Source organism: Microbacterium sp. P2_F9 (assembly GCF_056403635.1).
Genome location: NZ_JBFUFC010000015.1, coordinates 14,530 through 35,245, shown reverse-complemented (window position 1 = coordinate 35,245; position 20,716 = coordinate 14,530). Strand labels below are relative to the sequence as shown.

The following is a 20,716-nucleotide window of genomic DNA, read 5'->3' as shown; positions in this document are numbered from 1 at the left end:
GATCTCCGCGGTGCATCAGCATATGGCCGCGCGTCGGTCCCTGCCATGACGCCATGCTCTGGCTGTCTGAGAGGGTGCTGATTCGCGGTGCCGCTCGTCGTGACGTAAWCTCTCCTGCGGTGACGTGTCCGAGCGGCCGAAGGTGCAACTCTCGAAAAGTTGTGTAGGGTAACCCCCTACCGTGGGTTCAAATCCCACCGTCACCGCCAGAAAAACCCCTGACAATCAGGGGTTTTTCCATTGGTACAGGCGTTCGCGGCAACACCAGTGGCAACACTTGACTGCGCAGCGGGCCTCGCACCAAGCCACTCCGGTACCGTGTGCGCTCCCCGGATCGAACAGATCTTCCGCCCAGACCTGCGGAATTCCGCCGGTTCTGGTCATGCCGTCGAGGGCATGCGCGATCGACCCCCGTTTCGGGTTGCCCTTACCGTGGGCAACGGACCCACGGTAAGCGAAGGTGACGGAGTGCAGGGAATCTGATCTCAGACGCGACCCGCTGGTTCTGTTGACGAAAGCTAGAAGGGCGGTACGGTCACCACGACCCAGGTACGACAGCACGTTGCGCCGCGACCGTGGGGATCGGTCGCGGCGCAACGCGGCGGCTGGGGACTGCCGCTAGCCCTTCGTCGCCCCCCCGGTGAGACCGCGGACGAAGTGCTTCTGGAAAAGTAGGTAGAAGATCAGCACCGGAAGCGTGGCGAGGAACATGAAAGCGAACACCGCCCCGTAGTCCCGCAGATACGTGCCGATAGAGCGGTAGATGCCGACGGTGATGGTGTTGCCGGCGCCAGGTCCGAGGACGAGAAGCGGCGTGAGGAAGTCGTTCCAGATCCATACTCCGAGGAAGATCAGCACGCTCGCCGACGCTGGGCGCAGGAGTGGGAACACGATCTGCCAGAAGGTACGGAACGGGCCGGCGCCGTCGACGGCCGCGGCCTCTTCAAGTTCGCGGGGAACGGAGCGCACGAAACCCATGAAGACGAACACGGCGAATGGGAGGTAGTACCCGATGTTGACGAGCACTGCACCGGCGAGGCTGCCCATGAGCCCGATTTCACGGAGGATGCGGGTAAGCGGGACCATGATGACCGCTGCGGGGATCATGAGTCCAATGAGCATCACTCCGAGGATGATTCGGCCCCAGAGGTTTTCTGAGCGCACCAGGTAGTGAGCGCACATTGCGGCGAGCAAGGTCGTGATGACGATCGAGATGCCGGTGAGCTGGACGGAGTTCAGCAGTCCTGCCCAGAACAGGCCGTCGGGTCTGGTCACGACGCCGATGATGTTTTCCAGGGTGGGGTGAAGGGGGAGGGCGAGGGGTGACGCGACCACTTCAGCGCTCGGTTTGAAGACGTTGACGATGGCGATGTACAAGGGGAGGAAGAAGAACGCCGCGATGATGAGGGCGACGATGGGGCGGATCCAGGCGAAGCGAGACATCAGTCGTTCAACTCTCTGCGGCGCAGCACGCTGAGGGTGACAGCGGTCGCGATGGCGATGATTACGAGCATGATTCCGGCCATGGCGGATGCGACTCCTGCACGTTGCTCGACGAATGCGGTCTGGACGACTTCGAATGCGATGGTCGACGTGGAGCCGGTACCGGGTCCGCCGTTGGTCAGTACCGCGATCTGGTCGTACACCTTGAACGCGCTGATCATCAGCATCACGGTGACGATGGTGAAGGAGGGTGCGAGCAGCGGCCAGGTCAGATGGCGGAAGCGGCTCACGGGTCCTGCTCCGTCGAGGCTCGCGGCCTCCTCGAGTTCGACGGGGATGGCCGCAAGGCCCGCGAGGTACACCACAACCGCGAATCCAAGAAGCTGCCACACCATGATCCCCGACACGGTATAGATCGCGATCGCTGGGTCCGACAGCCATCCAGGCGCTTTGACCACGCCGAAAGAGCGAAGCATGCCGTTTATGAGACCGTCGTCGACGAGCATCGAACGCCAGATCACGGAAACGACGACGGAGGAGAGGATGACGGGGATGAAGAAGACGCTTCGCAGCGTGTTGTACAGCCAGCCGCTCTTGCGCAGCAGCAGTGCGATCGCGATTCCGAGGATATTGGTGACGACCACGACGAGCACCGTGATCAGCACGGTGTTGCCGAGCGTGTGCAAGAAGCTCGGGTTGGTCAGCAGGAAGAAGACGTTGTCGAGCCCGACGAACGATGTCGTGACTCGTGTGGCGCGTTCATCGGTGAGTCCGATGAACAGAGTCCAGACGATCGGTACGAAGACGATGGCGACGTAGATCACTAGGGAGGGCAGAACAAAACCCCCGAAGGTGCTCGCGGATTGCCAAGCCCGACGGCGGGCGACCGCGGCTTGGCGGGGTGTGGCTTCGGCGGACCTCCGGTCAGCCGCAGCCGGGTGACCGTCGGGTGTCCGGGTTGAAGGATCCACTTGGGATGTCGTCATCGACGTTCCTCTTGTCTGGCGGGAGTTCGGTATGAGCTGATACCGCGAGGGTGGGCTCGTCGCCGGTAGACCGGCGACGAGCCCATTCCCTACTTGGTGAGCTCGGTGTACTTCTGGTTGAGGTAGTCGACGAAGCCGTTCACGTCCATGCGTCCGCCGATCAGTTCGCCTATTGCCGAGTTGACTTCGGCGACGAAGCCGGCGGGGAGCGAGGGGGTGCCGCCTTCGTTGCCGAAAGCGGTGGTCACTGTCCCGGTCGAGACGGCGTCGTTGTAGATGGCGAGGGTCTCGTCGTAGAGCTTGGTGGTGCCGGCCGGGACCTTGAAGTCCTTCAGCGAGACGAAGAGCCCATCACTGGTGACGCCCCCCTCGAGGTTTTCAGTGACCTGCGAATAGGCGATCGCCCATTCCTTCGCCTTGTCGACGTCGGGAGCGCTCGAGCTGACCGAGAGACCTCCGCCGGTGTACGCCGGCACGATGAGCGAGCCGTCGTCCGAGGGCCACGGGAAGACGCCGAGACCTTCCTGCTGCGTCGCGTCGGGCGCGACGGTGAACCAGGAGCCCATGGGATACATCGCGCCTTCGCCCTCGAGGAATGCGGCCTGCCCTTCAGCGTAGGTGGCCGACAGCGTCGCCGGGTCGATGAAGCCTTTGTCGACCAGGAGCTTCAGTTTGGTGACAGCAGCAACGAAGTTCGGGTCGGAGAAGGTGGTGTCGCCCGAAGCGAGCTTGCTCAGGAAGTCGGGATCCTTGGCGTAGACGTCGGTGCCGATGAGGGCGGTGAGCGAGTAGATGTTCGCCCACGTGTCGGCGCCGCCACCGTTGACGACGAATGGGGTGATGCCGGCAGCTTTGAGCTTCTCGGCCGCGGCGAGCAGTTCGTCCCAGGTCTTCGGCGTCTCAGCGATGCCGGCCTGCGCGAAGGCCGCCTTGCTGTAGTAGATGTTCGGAATCGTCTGGGTGTTCGTCGGCAGCTGGAAGATCTTGCCGTCGAAGCTATTCGACGTCGGGTTGATCCAGTTTGAGAGCTCGTCCTTACTGAATTCGGCGAGCTTGCCCACCTCGGCGAGGCCGGTCGGACTCACGGCGATCATGATGTCGGGAAGCGCCCCGGTGGAGTCCAGCTGGCGAGCGTAGGCGTCACGGTCTGCATTGGGTGCGACCAGCTTCTTGATCGTGACCCCGGGCACGACCTCATTCGTGCGCGCAATCGCGTCGTCCCAGAACTCTGCGGTGAGGTTGGGGGTCTCGAAGGTGAGGAAGGTGAGAGTGACGTCACCGGAGTCGGCCGCGTCGCCGGTTGAGGTGCCTCCCACGGCGCAGCCGGAGAGCAGTACGGCGACTACTGCGGCGCCGAGTGCTGCGATGGCTTTCTTGGACACAGGGAATCCTTTCGATTCATCAGGTTGGTGCGAGGTGCAGTTACTAAAGCACCTTTCTTATGTATCGTAAGTGTTGCACCACCCGGGCGAGATGTCAAAGATTGTTTCATAAGTTCCTGAGCGACCCGGTTGCCATCGCAAGTGAAGGAGTCCAATACGGTGAATGCACGCACATCGACTGTCACCGCAGTGGTGACTCGACCGAACCGGAGGAGCATGGGCGAGTACCCCGCGGTCAGCGGAGACCCTTCGGTTCTTCGTCGGTTGAATCTGCAGGCGGTGTTGCGGGTGCTGCATGCGGGCGGCGTTCATACCATCACCGACCTCGCCCAGAAGGCGAAACTTTCCCGGCCGACAGCGAAGCAGGCCATCGACGATCTGGTCTCAAACGGTTGGGCATCCTCGGTGGCACCCGATCGTGACGGGACGATCATCGGGCGCCCTGCCCAAGGATTCCAGTTTCGTCCGGACGCGGGCTACGTGCTCGCTGCGGACATCGGTGCATACAAAGTGGTCGTGCTGATCAGCGACCTCAACGGTGACATCGTCGCCAGGGCACGCCTCGAACTCGAGCCGTCCTGGCCCGTCGAACGGCGGCTGGAGTCGCTGGGGAAGACCATCGACGCATCGCTTTCTGCTCTTGCCGCGAATGCCGGGCCCGTCACGGACGCGGTCATTGCCACGCCCGGCACCGTTGACCCCACTGGCACTGTTGTCTTCAACCGCGCTATCCCGGGATGGGTGGGACTGAACCTCGGCGATTGGGTGGCAGAGCGCTACCCCTTCCGCGCCGAAGCGGTCAGCGACATGCCCATGGCGGCCCTCGCCGAACACTGGGTCGGTGCCGCGCAGGACGCCTCGAACATCGTCTACCTGCACGCGGGACGGCGCCTCGGCGCCGCGGCCTTGATCGGGGGACGGCCGCATTACGGCAGCCATGGCGCGGCGACACAGGTGGGACTGTGGAAAGCGACGCCCTGGCGGGACGACTATGGCGACCTGATGAACCTCGACCGACCTTCGGGGGGCGACGGCGCGAGGGCGGTCTTCGAAGCTGCGAAGATCGGGGACCGCGCCGCCCAGGGCCGGATCGATACCTTTGTCGACGAAATGGTGTCGGGCATCATGCCGATGCTCATCACCATCGATCCCGAAGTTCTGGTCATCGGCGGCGGCGTCTCGGCGGCCGGCGAAGCACTCGCCGGGCCGGTACGCGAACGCATCAAGGCGGAGACCCCGTTCCCCCCGACTGTGGTGTGCTCCTCGCTCGGCGATGAGGCGGTCACCATCGGTGCCATTCGGCTCGCGCTCGATCGCGCCGAGGACCGACTGTTCACCGAACTCAGCCCGGCGGGATAGTCATCGGATGGTTGGTTGACCTGCGTCTTTACGCGATCGACGAACCATCCGATGTCAGGCGCGTTCGAGCACGATCACGATGACCTGCTCGGGATCGAGGACCGGTGTTTCGAGCCCGATCAGGGACAGCATCCGTCCTGTGAGTCGAACGCCCTCGGTGACCCACCTCGATGGTGTGTATGCGCGCGAGCGGATTGCCAGCCCCGGGTTATCGACCCGCACGTCGTAGCGCGCATCGGGATCGAGGCCCGGAAGGCGGATGCGACCGGCCGAGGGTGCCAGGCTCGAGGTCAGCTGGGCGATGGTGAAGACGGCGGCCGTGCGATCGACAGCGACGACACCGCGAATGAGCACCGCGGGATCGGGGTGGTCCAGGGTGATGGCGCGACCCGAGTGCAGCAGTGCGCGGTGGCGCTTGTAGAGCGCCACCCATGCCGCCAGCTCAGCGCGGTCGGCGTCGGTGGCGCGGGTGAGGTCCCACTGGATTCCGAGATGGCCGAGGAGGGCGACCCCACCGCGGAGGTCCATCCAGGAGCTGCGGCCCGTGGTGTGCGAGACGGCGGCGGCGATGTCGTTGCCGGTCATCTCGAGCGGGACGAGGAGACTCGTGTACTGCTGCGCGGTGGCGCGTTCGATGGGGTCCGCAGTGTCGCTGATCCAGGTGCGCTCCGTGCGGGCGAGGATCTCGAGGTCGATGCGGGACCCGCCGGAGGCGCAGTTCTCGAACTCGACGTGCGGGTGACGTCGGCGCAGCTCGTCGATGAGGTGGTACACCGCGAGGGTGTGCGCGTGAAGGGCGGGGAAGCCTGTGAGGCTGTCGCCGGGCTCGAGCACGTCCCGGTTGTGGTCCCACTTGAGATATTCGATCTGATGCTCGCGGAGCAGCCAGTCGAGTCGTTCGAGGATGTAGTCGTAGACCTCGGGATTGGAGAAGTCGAGCACTTGCTGCCACTTCGCAGCCGGCGGCATCCGCTTCCCCGGTCGAAGCACCCACTCCGGGTGCTCTCGCGCCAACCGCGAGTCGACGCTGACCATTTCGGGCTCGACCCAGATCCCGAAGTCCATGCCGAGGTCGTGCACCCGATCGATGATCGGGTGGAGCCCGTTCGGCCAGACGTCCGGGTCGACGTACCAGTCGCCGAGGGCACGTCGGTCGTCGCGGCGACCGAGGAACCATCCGTCGTCGAGCATGAAAAGCTCGGCGCCGATAGATGCTCCGAGCTCGGCGAGCTCGGAGAGTTTTGCGTAGTCGTGGTCGAAGTAGACCGCTTCCCACGTGTTGATGATCACGCGACGGGGAGAGTGAGGGTGCCCATCGCGGTCGCGCAGGAAGGCGTGGAACCTCTGGGCGAGCTCGTTGAGACCCTCGCCGTGTGCGGCGTAAACCCATGGACTCTGGACTTCGCCGCCGGGTGCGAGGGCCAGTTCGCCCGGCAGCGACAGTTCGGCGCCGGTGAGCACCGTTCCGCCGAGGATAGTCCGGTCAGCCGCGAGTTCGTGGTTTCCGCTCCAGGCGACGTGCACGGCGCGCACCGCGCCGTGCTGGAATCCGAAGCCGTGCTCGCCTGCGATGAGCAGCAGGGACGCGTCCGCGCCGGGGCGGCCCTTGCGGCTCTCCCGGGCATAGCGGCCGACAGTCAGGGCATGGCGTTGCGGGACTCGCTCGCGCATCCAGCGGCCGGTGAGGTCGAGCAGTTCGTCGACGTGGTTTGGGATCGGGAAGACCGCGCGGAGCGCCTGCACCTCGTACTCGCCCGGGCCGGTGTTGCGAACGAGCAGCCGCTGCCGCACAAGTCCCGACGGCAGCACCTCGATGCTGATGGTCATCTCGAGAGCGGACTCGACATCCGCGCAGTGCAATGTGATGCGCGCACCGCGTTCGCTGCTGTCGACGCTGTGGTCGAGACAGACGAACGCCGGCGAGAATGCCCGCCGCCCGCGGTGTCCCTCGATGCCGGGAGCGCCGGTCCATCCCTCCGCGCTGACCGGAATGAGGCTGACGGGGGTCGGCCGATCGATGTCGCCAACGCGCTGCTGGGGGAGGTTCGCCTGGATGATGGCGTCCAGCTCGGCGTCATCCGGGTCGCCGAGAGCCGGTCCCCAATAGGCGATGGACGGGGCCGTCTGGTCAGGGACCTGGAGGAGGAGGGAGGTGCCCCCGGCCTGCACATGCAGGATCCGCCGGATGAGGACGTCGGTCACTGTGATCCCTTCGAAGTATTGAAAGAACCTTACGAAAGAAGTCGACGTATTGCAACCTTGGCGACTATCGGTCAGGCGCACCGTCCTGACCTCCCGCGAGGGCTCGATCGCCTTGGCCCCGATCTACTCGCGCCAGACCTGCGATCGGTTGTCGCTCATCTCGTGGAGCGTGGCAACGGAATGGCAACATCCGAACCCAATCGAAGCTGATCGAGCTGATCGAACAGGGACATCGACCTGAGCTAATTAAGCGAGACCGGGGCTACTGACTGGCTCTCGCGAGGCCACTCCCGCGCAGCGGTGCACCTCTGATCGAACAGATTCTTCGCCAAGAGCTGCGGAATTCCGCGAGGTTGGATCAGCCGTCGTTGGCAGGCACGACCGAGTGCCGTTTGATGGCGCCCCACCGTGGGCATCTCCCTCACAGTAGGTCGGCGCGTCTACCGTCCCTGGCTGGGCCGCTCCGCCGGTGGTTGCGTCTTACCGTCGGAAGAGCGTCTTGCCGATGTCGACAGCAGGACCGAGCCGGTCATGCACGGGCCAGGGCGTGAGCGGGCAGTTGCGCGTAGCGTTCACCGATCAGGCGGTAGCCAGTTTCGTCGGGGTGAATTCCATCCCGGAGGTGTCCATCCCGGATGTCTGCATCGCTGAACAGATCACGACCGTCGAGATAGGCGACGCGCTCACCCCTCGCGGCGCGAATCTCGACGATCTCGCGCAGGATCGATCTGATCCGTGCCAGCGTCAGGGAACCCGCCGGGTACGGCTCGGGCGCGAGTGAGGAGGCCTCGTCACTCGCCGTGTCAACTCCTCTCGGCCCGGGAGTTGACTCGAACTGGGCGCAGGCGATGGGCGAGATCACCTGAATGGGAGTTTCCGGGTGCCCGTCCCGAATCGTGTCGAGGAAACCATGCATGGCGGGGATGAACACCCGCTCCCGCATCAGTTCCCCACCGACGATGTTGATGCCAACTTTGAGGGTGATCAGTTCCGCCTTGGTGTCGCGGATCGCGCGGGCGACGAAGGGATCTAGCACAGCATTGCCGGAGAACCCCAGGTCGATAAGGTCGTAGCCGAGAGTGCGAGCCGCGATTGCGGGCCACGTGCTCGTGGGACGAGTCACCTCCATGCAGTTTGTGATGGAGGATCCGTAGACCACCCAGCGGGGTCGGTCCGACGCATCCGCAGGTCGGATCGGTTGGTCCGCGGAGATTTCGAACAGCTCCGTCACAGCGGAGTGCGGCAACCACAGCTCGACCGACTTGTCGTCCGATCCAAGGCCATCGAACACGACAACGACTGGCGGTCCGGTGTTGACCTCGACGCGGTCGTTGACATGGTCGAACGTGGCTGCGCCGCCGATCACCTGCTCGGAACGTCGTAGCTCCCCATTCACGACAAGGTCGACGGATGCCGAGAGGACGACGAGATCCTGGTAGTCAACGGGATGCACGGCGGCGAGGATCTCAATGCGACTCGCGCGCGTCGTGAAGTGCACGCGAACACCGGCCGCAGTATCGACCATGAGCCGCATCCCGGCACTATGGATCCAAGTCAGCGACGTCTCGGGCAAACGATGCGGGCGCAGTCCTCCACCTTCGACGGGTTCCAGAAAAAGCGCACCCCGGATGTCGAGGGCAGGGTGGTCGGCCGGGTAGAGGTGCACGTCAGACTCCGTTTGTTCTCCGTGATGCGGTTCTTTTGTCGGGCCGCCTTGCCGTGACCGGGACACAATCGGGCGGGACATGCGCCGGGCGGCGCTCAGACCAGAGCCCGCATACGGTTGTAGGCGCCGCGGAGGTGATCGCGCATGCCTGCGGCTGCCGCCTGCGCGTCACCCGCCAAAACCGCGGCACCGATGACCTGGTGTTCGTGCCACGCTTCTGCCATCGCGGGAAGTCTGTCTCGGGCGGTGTAGCCGGGCACACGCGCCATCGCATGCGTCAAGGACTCCGCGGCGATCTTGTTTCCCGCCAGTTTGGCGACCGCGACGTGGAACAGGTAGTCCCGCACGCCGAGCTGCTCGTCATCGCCGTCGGCGATCAATCGCGCGATGACTTCGGCGTCGCAGATCTGTGCGAGCTCGGAGATGTCGGCGCCAGGCTCGACAGCGATCGCCGCCGCACGTGCGGCGAGCGCGGGTTCGAGGATGAGGCGGAACTCGTACACGTCCGAGGTTGTCTGCGAGTCGAGCAGCGCGGACGCGGTGAAGCCGCGATACGGCTCCTTGGTCACCAGTCCGTCGGCTTCGAGTCTCGCGAGCGCCTGCCGCACCGGCGTGTTCGAGACGTGCAACTCGCGAGCGAGTTGATCGAGATTCATGCGCGTGCCGGCCGGGATCCTGCCGGCACGCAGGTTGTCTCGAAGAGTCTCGTAGACGTCGTCCGCGAGGAGGCTCCGCGGTGGCAGGCGCAACTCGACCGATCCCGTCTCCGTGTCCGACTGATCGCCGGTCAGATCTATCGCCACTTCACTCCTCCGTAAAACACGATTTCGTCGATTTCGCGTCTGAACTGTGTTGGTCGGGCGTTCTGGGTTGACTCCGCACCGCGTCACGCTCACGATAGCTGAATCGTGTACGAAGTTTCCAGTCAAGAACTTCAAGTAACGTACATGAGGCTCTTGCAGCCCCGACCAATCACATTCAACGGAGAATCGATGAACTCTCATCAGAAGTCCCTCTGGGCCCGGCGGGCCAGCGTGCCCGTTGCCATCGCGCTGACAGCAGCAGCCCTGGCCGGATGCGCCGGCACGTCCGCTTCCAACGAGCCGACGCAGGACCCCAATGCCGAGATCCTCGTGTGGGGTGACGCGACGCGCCAGCCCGCCTTCGAGGCGTACCAGAAGGCGAATCCGGACGTGAAGCTCAAGTTCGAGGCGATCGACCCGTCCACCTACCTCAGCAAGATCCAGCTCGCGAACCAGGTCGGTTCGGGCTGGCCGGACGTGCTGTTCGACCCGCAGCCCAACGACGTCGCCTCGCTGCAGAGCCCGCTGTTCAACTTCACGCAGAACCTGGACGACCTCGTCCCGGCAGACGTGCAGAAGGACTTCGCCACCGAGAACTCGCTCTGCAAGATCGATGGTCACCTCTACTGCCTGCAGAACGACCTGGCGCAGGACGTGCTCTGGTACAACAAGCCGCTGCTCGAGGAGTTCGGGTACAGCCTGCCCACGACGTGGGACGAGTACCAGGAACTGGGCGAGAAGGTCGCGGCCGAGCACCCCGGCTACCTGATCGGTGCGGCCAGCTCGACGCTGTTCTACGAATACCTCTGGTCGAGCGGATGCCCGCTGCAGACGGTGAAGAGCAGCACCGAGGTCGTCATCAACACCGAGGATGAGAAGTGCACTCGGGTCACCTCGATGCTCGACCCGATGCTGGAGAACGGCTCCGTCAGCCGCCTCGGCCCGTTCGATCCCGGCTTCGCCAAGGAAGCGCAGGACGGCAAGCTGCTGATGCTGCCCGCCGCTTCGTGGTTCGGCGAGTACATGTTCAAGCCTGAGACGGGCTTCCACTATCCGGCGGGAGCGCTGGCCGCAGCGCCGATGCCGCTGTGGGATGGCGAGGACACGAATTGGTCCGGCGCGCAGGGTGGCGGCATCTACGTCGTCTCGCAGCACTCCGCCAACCTGAAGCGGGCCGTCGAGGTCGCGCAGTTCGCCGCGACCGACGCCGGCTACCAGACCAGTTCGCCGGCGTTCCCGGCGTACAAGCCGGCCGCTGAGGCGTGGCTCGAGAAGATCTCGTCGGATCCGTTCTACGCCGAAGACCCGTCTGCGGTCCTCGTGGACCAGGCCTCCAAGATCAATCCCGCCACCGCAGTGACTCGCTACGACGCCAACGCCGCATTCACGAACACCGTCGCCGCAGCGGTCTCCGCAGGCGAGTCGATGAGTTCGGCGATGCCGGCCCTGCAGAGCCAGCTCGCGAGTCTTGCCGCCACAGCGGGCTACGCGGTCTCCTCGAAGTAGCTCGACCAGGTGGGGAGGGCGCTGCGGCGCCCTTCCCACCACCACCCTCCGGGAACTCCAGAAAGGCCAGGCTGATGCAAAGGACCGCGAGCGCGACAAGGCGCAACGTGAGGGGCTGGGCCTTCTCCGCACCGTACGTCGTCTTCCTGCTGGCCTTTGGGATCGTTCCGGCCGTGTGGGCGATCGTTCAGTCGCTCCGGCCGGTGATGGCCCCGGGGCAGATCAGCCTCGCCAACTACTTCACGGTCTTCCAGGATTTCCGCTTCCTGCCGGCGGCCGTCAACGTCCTCACCTTCATGGCGATCTGGATCCCGGTCATGGTGCTGGGAACACTGATGCTCGCCCTCCTCCTGCATCATCGCGTGAGCCGGTCCGGTGGACCTCTGCGACTGATCTACTTCCTCCCTGGCGCGGTGACCGGTTCGGCCGCGGTCATGCTCTGGTACTTCATGCTCAGCCCCGAGCTCAGCCCCTGGGCGCCCGCCCTGCATGCCATGGGCTTCGAGCACAACAATCAGGTTTTCACCACATCCAACCTCGCGGTGATCTTCGCGATCGTCGCGTTCGCCACCGGCGTGGGCCAATGGATCGTGATCATGTACGGCGCTCTTCAATCCGTCTCACAGGACGTGCTCGAGGCCGCGCGCATCGACGGAGCCGGGGCCTTCCGCACAGCGATCTCGATCAAGCTGCCGCTGATCGGAAAGTACGTCGCCTACATGGTGATCCTCTCCTTCGCCGCCGCACTTCAGGTCTTCGTCGAACCGCAGCTGTTCTACGCGATCACCCAAGCCGGGTCGTCCTGGTGGTCTCTCAACCAACTCGGGTACGCATTCGCGTTCCAGCAGGGCGACTTCGGGATGTCGGCCGCGGTCTCCGTCGTGCTGCTCGTGTTCGCGATGGTCGCCGCGGTGATCCTCATCTTCCGCACGAACTTCTTCCAGACGGAGGTCGACTCCTGATGTCACGTCTCACCCTCACCGAGGAGCAGCCCACCGTGACGAACAATCCGGCACCGCCGACGCGAAACGTATCTGGCAGATCTCGGGGCAGAATGCGCCTCACGCCGGGTGCCGCGCTGCGATGGGTCATCCTCTGGGGATTCGCGGTGTTCTGCCTCGTCCCGCTGATCTGGCTCGTCCTCGCGCCCAGCAAGGACGATGCTGCGCTGATCGCCGCGCCGCTCGGCTGGGGAACCCTGACACGGTACGTCGAGTCGTGGCAGCACCTCGCCGCCTACGACAACGGGGCGATCTTCCTGTGGATCGCCAACTCCGTCATCTACGCAGTCGTGCCCTTGATCATCACCGTCGCAATTGCGCTTCCAGCGGCGTACGCCCTCGCCACGATGCGCTTCGCCGGACGAAAGCTGATCCTCGTGGCCACGCTGTTCGCGATGGTGGTCCCCGCGGCCGCGATGGTGCTTCCGCTCTTCATGGAGATCAACGCGCTTCACCTCGTGAACACCATCTGGTCGGTGATTCTGCCTGCGGCGTTCTTCCCGTTCGGGGTCTACCTGGCTTTCGTCTACTTCTCGACGTCGCTGCCCCCGGAGCTGCTGGAGGCCGGCCGAATCGATGGATGCTCGGAGCTCGGTGTCTTCTTCCGCATCGCGCTGCCCTTGGCGAAGCCGGTCGTCGGCATGCTCGTCTTCTTCGCCTTCATCGCGAACTGGAACAACTACTTCTTGCCGTATGTGATGCTCACCGACGCGAGCATGTTCAACCTGCCGGTCGGCTTGGGCACCCTTATCTCGGGGAGCTCGGCATTGAGGCCGAGCTCGGGGGGCAACTTCCTGCCGATCACCTACCCCGAAGCCGCCATGGCGGGTCTGGTCGTCGTCGTCCCCATCGCGCTGCTGTTCATCTTCTTCCAGCGATTCCTCGTCCGAGGGATCCTCGATGGCTCATCCAAGGGCTGAGCCGTACCATCTCTCCGCTCGTCCCATCTCCTACGCCCCTGTCCGTGCCGCGACTCGCCGGCGCCGATCGAAAGTTGGACCAATGAAGATCATCGCCGTCGATGTGATCCCGATCCTCACTCCTGCCGCGTCACCCGCCTTCGTGTGGCGGGACGGCCTTCCCGGGTCGGAGCCCGCCGGCGAAGGAGCCTGGCTGGCGATTCGCACGGATGCCGGGATCACCGGACTCAACTTCGCACCGCGAKGATTGATCCTCAAAGACATCGTCGACCGCCGCCTCAGGGCGGAGCTCATCGGCCAGGATCCGCTCGCCCGGGAGTATCTCTGGCACCGGGTCTGGGAACTCGACCGGATTGAGCGGTTCCCCGTGTTCATCCACGGGATGATCGACGTCGCCTTGTGGGACATCGCCGGTAAGGCCGCCGGGCTCCCGGTGCACCAGCTCCTCGGGTCGTACCGCTCTTCGATCCCTGCGTACGCGTCGACCGTCACGTTCGGCAGCATCGAGGAATACCTCGACGTCGCGGACCAGTGCCTCGAGCTTGGGTACACCGCGATCAAGCTGCACGCCTGGGGCGACGCCCGACGGGACGCACAGCTGTGCCTCGCGCTTCGCGAGCATGTCGGCGACGGAGTACCGCTGATGTACGACGGGTCCGCCGGATTCGACCTCCTCGATGCGACCTACCTCGGCCGTGCCCTCTCGGAGGCGGATTACCTCTGGTACGAGGAGCCGATGAAAGAGTTCAGCGTCGACGCCTACCGCCGACTCAGCGAACGCGTCGATGTGCCACTGATGGTCTGCGAGGTCGCCGAGGGCGTCCACATGAAGACTGCGGACTTCATCGTCGCCGGCGGCGCCTCGGTGGTCCGCACGAGCTCGGGACTGCGCGGCGGCATCACGGGAGCCATGCGCACCGCACATCTCGCCGATTCGTTCCTCCTGCGGGCGGAAGTGCACGGTGGTGGCGAGGCGGCGAAGCATCTCTGCATGGCGATCAGCAACACGACTTACTTCGAGTCGCTCATCGCCTCCAGCACCGTCGTGCGGCCGGACGAGGTCGACGCGTACGGAAATGTCCACGCGCTGACCTTCCCCGGCATCGGGTTCGAGGAGGCCTGGGAACAGGTCCCCGAGCCGGCCGGCCTGCTGGTTTAAGGCGCGACCGATCGCGAATACCGACGCGATCACGGACATCACCCGCAGGGCCTTCACTCCCGCGCACACCTCATTCGCACACGACGAGATCAGGACCGCACATGAGCCACACCATTGCCACCGAGTCGGCGACGCAGCCGCTGATCACGGGTGTCTGGGACCTCCCTGTTCGAGGCGGCACGTTCGACCGCGCCGACCCCGACCTGCTGCGTCGCATGGACGCCGTCAGCGCAGCGACAGCCTGCGCGAAACTCAATGGATTGGGCATCAGTCGCACCTACGTCGACGGTCCCACCCCGCTGGAGAGCGGGCACAAGATCGTCGGCTCCGCGGTGACTCTGCAGTTCATGCCGCAACGCGAGGATGTGGCGAGCGGCGTCAGCCAGGAGTACGTCGAGCGCAACACCGCCCTCTGGGCTGTGCTCGAGACCATCCAGCCCGGTGACGTGCTCGTCGTGCAGGCCTTCGGCAGCGCCTTCACCGGATGCTTCGGCGACATGCTGGTGCGCTACTTCAAGAAGCGCGGCGGAGCCGGCATCGTCGTCGACGGACGCATTCGCGACGCCGCCCGAGTGCGAGAACTCGGCGTCCCCATCTGGTGCACCGGCACCACACCGCACTACGCGTCGCAGACCGATCTGTTCCCCTGGGCGTACGACGTGCCCATCGCCGCCGGCGGCGTGCTCTGCCTTCCCGGTGATGTCGTCGTCGCCGACGACGACGGAGCCGTCATCGTCCCCTCCGGCAAGGCCCTCGAACTCGTGCAGTCCGCCGAGGATCACGAGAACTGGGAAGAGTTCAGCCGGCTCCGCCTCGACCAGGGCGCTCGGCTCTCGGACTACTACCCGCTCTCCAGCAATTCCCGCGTCGAGTACGAAGAGTGGCGCTTGCAGCAGGCCGCAACGTGACGGTGAGCGTCCCGAGCTCTGGCATCGTCGACGGCGCGCTCGCGGCATTCGGACCCGATCGCCTGACGCTCGGACACGGGAGTTTCGGCCGTGCAGAGTAACCGGCTTGGCGCATCGGGTGTGCAGGTGTCGGAGATGGGGCTCGGCACCGCCCAACTCGGTGACCTGTACCGCCCACTGACCGCCCAAGACTGCGTCGACATCGTCGACACCGCCTGGAGCGAGGGCATCCGGTACTTCGACACCGCTCCGCTCTACGGGTTCGGCCTCGCCGAGCGGCGTCTGGGCGACGCCCTGCGCACATACCCACGCTCCGAGTACACCCTCAGCTCCAAGGTTGGCCGCATCCTCACCGACCGAGAAGCCGAGCCCCACTTTCGGTGGGACTTCAGCGCAGAGGGCGTCAGGGCTTCGCTTGACACGAGCCTGTACCGCCTGGGCACCACCCACATTGACCTTGTGCTCATCCACGACCCGCAAGAGCACCTCGACTGGGCCCTGAACGAGGCGCTCCCCGCCCTCGAGGCGCTGCGAGACAACGGTGAGGTCGGTGCGATCGGCGTCGGATCCGGATCCATCGAAGCCCTGGTCGCGTTCGCCGAGACCGGGTGCGTCGATGCGCTCATGGTCGCGGGTCGCTACACGCTCCTCGAGCACCCCGCCGCAGAGCGACTGCTGCCGCTCTGCGACGCGAACGGCATTTCGGTGATCAACGTGGGTGTGTTCAACAGTGGTCTTCTGGCGGCCGATGAGCCACGACGAGACAGCCACTATGAATACCAGGCTGTTCCCCATGAACAGCTGGCCCGGGCGAGAGAGCTGGCTGTCGCGGCGGGACTGTTCGACACGACGCTCCCGCAGGCCGCACTCGCATTCGCCGCCGCTCCCGTGGCGGTCGCGTCCGTGGTCGTCGGCGCGGAGTCCGCGGACCAGGTCGCTCGCAACGCCGAACTCTTCCAGAGTCGTCAACGGGCGGCATCCATGCTCCAACACCTGCGGGAGACCTCATGACCACAACCGACTACTACGAGTCGTGCACGAAACTGAAACCCGGGGCGGCGGAGGACTRTGAGCGCCTCCATCACGCGGTGCCACGCCGTGTCGACGAGTCGCTGCGCGCGGCCGGCATCACCGGCTGGCAGATCTACCTCCGCGACGACGTGCTCACCCACTGCGTTCACGTCGAGAACCGAGAACGCATGGAGAAGATCCTGGACGTCGACCCGACCAGCCCGTGGTGGCTCGCACAGGTGGCGCCGTTCCTGATCGAAGGCGCCTCACCCGAGCCGCAGCGCCCACTCGGCCGGTTGCTGTGGGACCTCAGCTGGTCCGTCCGCGAACACTTGGAAGGACCCGACGCATGAAACTGGCAAGACTCGGCGAACGGGGGGCGGAACGGCCCGCGCTCATCACGGACACCGCGGTGTACGACCTAAGCGGCATAATTTCTGACCTCGACTCGACCTCGATCGCCGAGGGTGCGATCGACAAGATCCGAACCGCCGCAGCGAGCGGTGCACTACCCGAGATCGTGGACGCAGCAGCCCTGCGCATCGCCGCACCGATCGCACGGCCGAGCGCGGTGCTGTGCATCGGCCTGAACTACGCCGCACACGCCGCCGAGTCGGGTGCGAACCCGCCGTCGAGCCCGGTGCTCYTCCTCAAGACTCCGAACACGCTCGGCGGCCCCGATGATGCGGTCGACATCCCTCGGCGCAGCGTGAAGACGGACTGGGAGGTGGAGCTCGGTGTCGTGATCGGCAAGCGTGCTCTGTACCTCGAATCGCCGGCCGATTCCGCGGCGCACATCGCCGGCTACCTCGCGGCAAACGACCTGTCCGAGCGCACCTTCCAGATCGAAACTTCCGGAGGGCAGTGGAGCAAGGGCAAGTCGGCGCCTGGGTTCAGCCCGCTCGGACCGTGGCTCGTGACGCCGGACGAGGTGGATGTCGGCAACCTCCGGCTGCGCAGCTGGGTCAACGGCGAGCCTCGCCAGGACTCCACCACCGCGGACATGATCTTCTCGGTCGACGAGATCATCTGGCACCTCAGCCAGCACCTCGCTCTGGAGCCAGGGGACGTCATCCTGACCGGAACTCCGGAGGGCGTCGCGCTATCCGGGCGCTTCCCCTACCTGAAACTAGGCGACGTGGTCGAGATCGAGATCGAAGGACTGGGTCGCCAGCGCCAACAATTCGGACAGGCATAGTGGCCGCCAGAGAGAGCCGAGCAATGACACAGGAGTTCGACAGTCTCGTCGCGATCGTCACTGGGGGAGCCTCGGGCATCGGAGCGGCGATCGCCAGCCGACTGCTCGATGGGGGTGCACGCGTCGCCGTGTTGGACCTCGACATCGACTCCGCGAACCCGGATACGTTCGCGGTTCGCGCGGATGTCGGCGACGACTCATCCGTCCGCGCAGCCGTCGACGCGGTGGCAAGCGAATTCGGCGGGATCGACATCCTGATCAACAACGCCGGTATAGGTGCACAAGGAACCGTGGAGGACAACCCGGACGAGGAGTGGTTGCGCGTCTTCGGTATCAACGTGATGGGAATCGTTCGGCTCAGCCGAGCGGCTCTTCCGCACCTGCGGGCGTCCTCCCACGCGTCGATTGTGAACATCTGCTCGATCGCCGCGACCGCGGGACTCCCACAGCGAGCCGTGTACAGCGCCTCAAAGGGAGCTGTCCTCTCCCTCACCCGAGCGATGGCCGCCGATCACCTGCGCGAAGGAGTCCGCGTCAACTGCGTCAACCCGGGGACCGCGGACACTCCATGGGTCGGCCGGCTTCTGGACAGGTCGGATGACCCCGAAGCGGAGCGCAGGGCACTCGAGGCACGGCAACCACATGGTCGGCTCGTATCGGCGGATGAGATCGCGGATGCCGTCGCCTACCTGGCGAGCCCGCGCTCCGGGTCGACAACCGGCGCCAGCCTCGCGGTCGACGGTGGAATGGAGAACCTAAGACTCGCAAGTCGGCCGTAGGGCGGTCACCTCGGCGCCGCGATCACCAAACGCTGTTCGATCGATGACGATCGAACAGGAACGAGATCGAGCACTGGTGGTGGAGAACGTGGCCTTGACCGAGTGGTTGTCAATCCGGGCGAGATGTTCCGCACGGCGCGAGTTCCGTCCTTGCGTCATACGTCGGGTCCTTCGGGCTCTATGAGCAGTTCATAGAGGTCGCCACGATATAGCGACCGGGTGACCTCGGCGATTCGGCCACCAGCCGTGCCGCCGCGCGCTATCACTCGCAAGCACGGCTGATCGGTGGTGATGCCCAAGAGGTCGGCCTCCTGCGGTGTGGGGCGTACCGCGGACACCCGAGATGAGGCCCGGGCCAGATTGACGTCATACCGACGGCGGAGGATTTCGTACAGGGAGCCCGAGAGATCGTTTCCGAGGAGATTGGGAAAGAGGTCGGCGGGCAGGCGGGATCGATCGATGCAGAGCGCGGTGTCGTCGCCGAATCGCAGTCTTTCGACTGTGTACACCGCATCTGCCGAGTCGACTCCAAGCTCGGCGGCCACCTCGCTTCCCGCGCGCGCGATGCCAGCGGACAGGACCTCTGCGCGGGCAGTTCGGCCGGCGACCCTCATCGAGTCGGTGAAGGACGCGAGCGTCATCCGCTTGGTTAGTGCTGGCTCAGCGACAAACGTGCCCTTTCCCCGGATTCCAACGATGCGCTTGGCGTTCGTCAGGGCTTGCAGTGCCCGACGAACAGTCATCGTCGAGACGCTGAACCTTGCAGCGAGCTGCTGCTCAGTCGGCAGCTGATCGCCGGGGCGCATCTCAGCAATCTGAGCCGACAGGTCCTTCAAGACCAGCTCATACTTCGCAGTAGCCACTTGCCCTCCTCCATGCGCCGAACAAGTTCATGAGTATCACGGACTTCGCCGCGGCTTGTTGCAATCTGTCTGATGACCGTGTACGTTCTCAATAACCCTAGGGTGCTTTAGTAACCCTATGGTAATTGGTACCCATCCCGAATGCACCACTTCCAACGGAGGATTTCTCATGAGCGCAGCCCGCTCTCGTGCACCACGGCTCGCCGTCCGTATCGGCGTCGGTCTGGTCGGTCTTGCAACCGCAACTGCCGGCATGACCGCCTGCTCCGGTTCGTCGGATTCCGCGGGGGGTGACGGCGCCACCATCACTGTCCTGGCCGAGGACATCTCCTACACCAACAACTGGAAGACGCTTCTGCCCGAGTTTGAAAAGCAGACCGGCATCAAGGTCAACATCGAAACGGTGCCCTACAGCGACCAGGCTGCCAAGATCCTGCTGAACTTCAGTCAGAAGTCCAGCGACTACGACGTCGTGTTCACCGACAACACCTACGGCACCGGGTACTTCGAGTCCGGCTACGTCGACGACCTCGCCAAATACGAATCAGACGGTTCAGACTTCGTCGCATTCGACGACTTCTACCAGCCCTATCTCGCCCCCATGCAAGCCGATGGCGCCACCTTCGGGCTCCCCGTCTACGGCGAGAGCACGTGGCTGATGTACCGGACCGACTTGTTCGAGCAGTACGGCATCGACGGCCCGCCCGCCACGATGGACGAGCTCGAGGCGGACGCCAAGATCATCCAAGAAGGATCCGGCGGATCCGTCGCGGGAATCACTCTGCGCGGCGCCCCCGGCATCCAGAGCGTCTACCCGTGGGCCGGCTTCCTCCGCGCGTTCGGTGGCGACTTCTACGACGGCGACGAGCTGGCCGTCAACTCGCCCGAGTCGGTCGAGGCCGCGCAGTTCTGGGCGGACCTGCTCAAGAACTACGGACCCTCAGGCGTGGGCAACTTCGACTGGGAGCAGAATCGCATCGCATTCACGCAGGGAACCGCTGCGATGACGATCGACGCCACCGCAAACGGACCCTTCAACGAGGACCCCGAGGCGAGCGTCGTCGCTGGCAAGGTGGGTTACGCGCCCATCCCTTACGCGATCTCCGACCCGCCCGCCAGCGGCAACACCAACAACTCGCTCAACGTGCACGCGCTGTACCTCAGCTCGTTCAGCAAGAACAAGGAAGCCGCGTACAAGTTCATGGCCTGGGCCACGAGCGAAGAGGTCCAGAACAACGCTGTCGAGACGACCGAAGCGATCGGCGTCACGCACAACGCGGTCCTGGAAGGCGACGCGTACGCCAAGAAGTATGGGCCCTTCCACGACGCGATGCTCGCGCAGCTGGCCACCGGAAATGTCAACTATCTCCCCGCGGGAACAGACGCCAACGCCATCATCACCGAGGTCGGCCAGGCACTTTCCCGCACCCTCGCCGGGGAGGCCAATGCTAAGGACGCGTTGAACGCAGCTCAGGACGCTATCACCGCCCAGCTGGGCGGCTGACCTCGGCGAACGCCGGAACGGATTCA

General features: G+C 64.8%; 18 protein-coding genes and 1 tRNA gene. 12 read left to right on the top strand and 7 right to left on the bottom strand.

The features are described 5' to 3' along the window. Nucleotides 1-118: 118 nt before the first annotated feature. A tRNA-Ser gene (locus tag AC1DVT_RS03070) sits at nt 119-209 on the top strand. 409 nt (nt 210-618) lie between these two features. Here the strand turns inward: AC1DVT_RS03070 and AC1DVT_RS03065 are convergent. From AC1DVT_RS03065 to AC1DVT_RS03055, 3 genes are all read right to left on the bottom strand, one after another. Then, a complete protein-coding gene (locus AC1DVT_RS03065) occupies nt 619-1,443 on the bottom strand; it encodes a carbohydrate ABC transporter permease (protein WP_477386425.1) in 825 nt (274 codons plus the stop codon). Then, a complete protein-coding gene (locus tag AC1DVT_RS03060; protein ID WP_477386423.1) occupies nt 1,443-2,267 on the bottom strand; it encodes a carbohydrate ABC transporter permease in 825 nt (274 codons plus the stop codon). The genes AC1DVT_RS03065 and AC1DVT_RS03060 overlap by 1 nt, the downstream gene beginning before the upstream one ends. A 251-nt stretch (nt 2,268-2,518) precedes the next feature. Further along, entirely contained in the window at nt 2,519-3,811 is a 1,293-nt protein-coding gene (locus tag AC1DVT_RS03055) for an ABC transporter substrate-binding protein (protein ID WP_477386421.1), read from the bottom strand. 216 nt (nt 3,812-4,027) lie between these two features. Between AC1DVT_RS03055 and AC1DVT_RS03050 the strand changes: the two genes are divergently transcribed. Continuing rightward, nucleotides 4,028-5,170: an ROK family transcriptional regulator gene (locus tag AC1DVT_RS03050; protein WP_477386419.1), complete on the top strand. Its 1,143-nt coding sequence runs from the start codon at nt 4,028-4,030 to the stop codon at nt 5,168-5,170. A 54-nt stretch (nt 5,171-5,224) separates the two neighbouring features. On the opposite strand, the gene AC1DVT_RS03045 is transcribed toward AC1DVT_RS03050, so the two are convergent. The 3 genes from AC1DVT_RS03045 to AC1DVT_RS03035 form a co-directional block, all read right to left on the bottom strand. Next, the gene (locus tag AC1DVT_RS03045) at nt 5,225-7,372 is read right to left on the bottom strand and encodes an alpha-galactosidase (protein WP_477386417.1); all 2,148 of its coding nucleotides are present in this window, start codon (nt 7,370-7,372) and stop codon (nt 5,225-5,227) included. 529 nt (nt 7,373-7,901) lie between these two features. Further along, on the bottom strand, nt 7,902-9,038 hold the full coding sequence (locus AC1DVT_RS03040; RefSeq protein WP_457100793.1) for an SGNH/GDSL hydrolase family protein: 1,137 nt from the start codon (nt 9,036-9,038) through the stop codon (nt 7,902-7,904). 95 nt (nt 9,039-9,133) lie between these two features. After that, nucleotides 9,134-9,841 carry a GntR family transcriptional regulator gene (locus tag AC1DVT_RS03035; RefSeq protein ID WP_477386415.1) on the bottom strand — a complete coding sequence of 236 codons (708 nt, stop codon included), beginning with the start codon at nt 9,839-9,841 and terminating at the stop codon, nt 9,134-9,136. Nucleotides 9,842-10,030: 189 nt separating this feature from the next. Here AC1DVT_RS03035 and AC1DVT_RS03030 point away from each other — a divergent pair, with 189 nt between their 5' ends. The 9 genes from AC1DVT_RS03030 (at nt 10,031) to AC1DVT_RS02990 (ending at nt 18,323) form a co-directional block, all read left to right on the top strand. Continuing rightward, complete coding sequence (locus tag AC1DVT_RS03030) at nt 10,031-11,347, top strand: ABC transporter substrate-binding protein (protein ID WP_457100791.1); 1,317 nt, start codon at nt 10,031-10,033, stop codon at nt 11,345-11,347. Between the two features lie 107 nt (nt 11,348-11,454). Further along, nucleotides 11,455-12,309: a carbohydrate ABC transporter permease gene (locus tag AC1DVT_RS03025; RefSeq protein WP_477386413.1), complete on the top strand. Its 855-nt coding sequence runs from the start codon at nt 11,455-11,457 to the stop codon at nt 12,307-12,309. Between the two features lie 92 nt (nt 12,310-12,401). Further along, on the top strand, nt 12,402-13,268 hold the full coding sequence (locus AC1DVT_RS03020) for a carbohydrate ABC transporter permease (protein WP_477386411.1): 867 nt from the start codon (nt 12,402-12,404) through the stop codon (nt 13,266-13,268). Between the two features lie 82 nt (nt 13,269-13,350). After that, nucleotides 13,351-14,427 (top strand): enolase C-terminal domain-like protein, encoded by a 1,077-nt coding sequence (locus AC1DVT_RS03015; RefSeq protein ID WP_477386409.1) that lies wholly within the window; start codon nt 13,351-13,353, stop codon nt 14,425-14,427. Nucleotides 14,428-14,528: 101 nt separating this feature from the next. Continuing rightward, on the top strand, nt 14,529-15,335 hold the full coding sequence (locus AC1DVT_RS03010) for an RraA family protein (RefSeq protein WP_457100787.1): 807 nt from the start codon (nt 14,529-14,531) through the stop codon (nt 15,333-15,335). A 135-nt stretch (nt 15,336-15,470) separates the two neighbouring features. Next, entirely contained in the window at nt 15,471-16,346 is an 876-nt protein-coding gene (locus AC1DVT_RS03005) for an aldo/keto reductase (protein ID WP_457100786.1), read from the top strand. Further along, nucleotides 16,343-16,699, top strand: coding sequence for an L-rhamnose mutarotase (locus AC1DVT_RS03000; RefSeq protein WP_477386407.1), 357 nt, complete (start codon nt 16,343-16,345; stop codon nt 16,697-16,699). Before AC1DVT_RS03005 ends, AC1DVT_RS03000 begins: the two co-directional genes overlap by 4 nt. Beyond that, entirely contained in the window at nt 16,696-17,544 is an 849-nt protein-coding gene (locus tag AC1DVT_RS02995) for a fumarylacetoacetate hydrolase family protein (RefSeq protein WP_477386405.1), read from the top strand. Before AC1DVT_RS03000 ends, AC1DVT_RS02995 begins: the two co-directional genes overlap by 4 nt. 23 nt (nt 17,545-17,567) lie before the next feature. After that, nucleotides 17,568-18,323 (top strand): SDR family NAD(P)-dependent oxidoreductase, encoded by a 756-nt coding sequence (locus AC1DVT_RS02990; protein WP_477386403.1) that lies wholly within the window; start codon nt 17,568-17,570, stop codon nt 18,321-18,323. Between the two features lie 155 nt (nt 18,324-18,478). On the opposite strand, the gene AC1DVT_RS02985 is transcribed toward AC1DVT_RS02990, so the two are convergent. Beyond that, complete coding sequence (locus AC1DVT_RS02985) at nt 18,479-19,186, bottom strand: GntR family transcriptional regulator (protein ID WP_477386401.1); 708 nt, start codon at nt 19,184-19,186, stop codon at nt 18,479-18,481. Between the two features lie 169 nt (nt 19,187-19,355). Between AC1DVT_RS02985 and AC1DVT_RS02980 the strand changes: the two genes are divergently transcribed. Continuing rightward, on the top strand, nt 19,356-20,690 hold the full coding sequence (locus AC1DVT_RS02980) for an ABC transporter substrate-binding protein (RefSeq protein ID WP_477386399.1): 1,335 nt from the start codon (nt 19,356-19,358) through the stop codon (nt 20,688-20,690). Nucleotides 20,691-20,716 lie beyond the last annotated feature (26 nt).

Bases quoted from the DNA above. Each gene is read 5' to 3' on its own strand.
- AC1DVT_RS03065 (WP_477386425.1), bottom strand. From the start codon at position 1,443: ATGTCTCGCTTCGCCTGGATCCGCCCCATCGTCGCCCTCATCATCGCG.
- AC1DVT_RS03050 (WP_477386419.1), top strand. From the start codon at position 4,028: ATGGGCGAGTACCCCGCGGTCAGCGGAGACCCTTCGGTTCTTCGTCGG.
- AC1DVT_RS03030 (WP_457100791.1), top strand. From the start codon at position 10,031: ATGAACTCTCATCAGAAGTCCCTCTGGGCCCGGCGGGCCAGCGTGCCC.
- AC1DVT_RS03020 (WP_477386411.1), top strand. From the start codon at position 12,402: ATGCGCCTCACGCCGGGTGCCGCGCTGCGATGGGTCATCCTCTGGGGA.
- AC1DVT_RS03010 (WP_457100787.1), top strand. From the start codon at position 14,529: ATGAGCCACACCATTGCCACCGAGTCGGCGACGCAGCCGCTGATCACG.
- AC1DVT_RS03005 (WP_457100786.1), top strand. From the start codon at position 15,471: ATGGGGCTCGGCACCGCCCAACTCGGTGACCTGTACCGCCCACTGACC.
- AC1DVT_RS02990 (WP_477386403.1), top strand. From the start codon at position 17,568: ATGACACAGGAGTTCGACAGTCTCGTCGCGATCGTCACTGGGGGAGCC.
- AC1DVT_RS02980 (WP_477386399.1), top strand. From the start codon at position 19,356: ATGAGCGCAGCCCGCTCTCGTGCACCACGGCTCGCCGTCCGTATCGGC.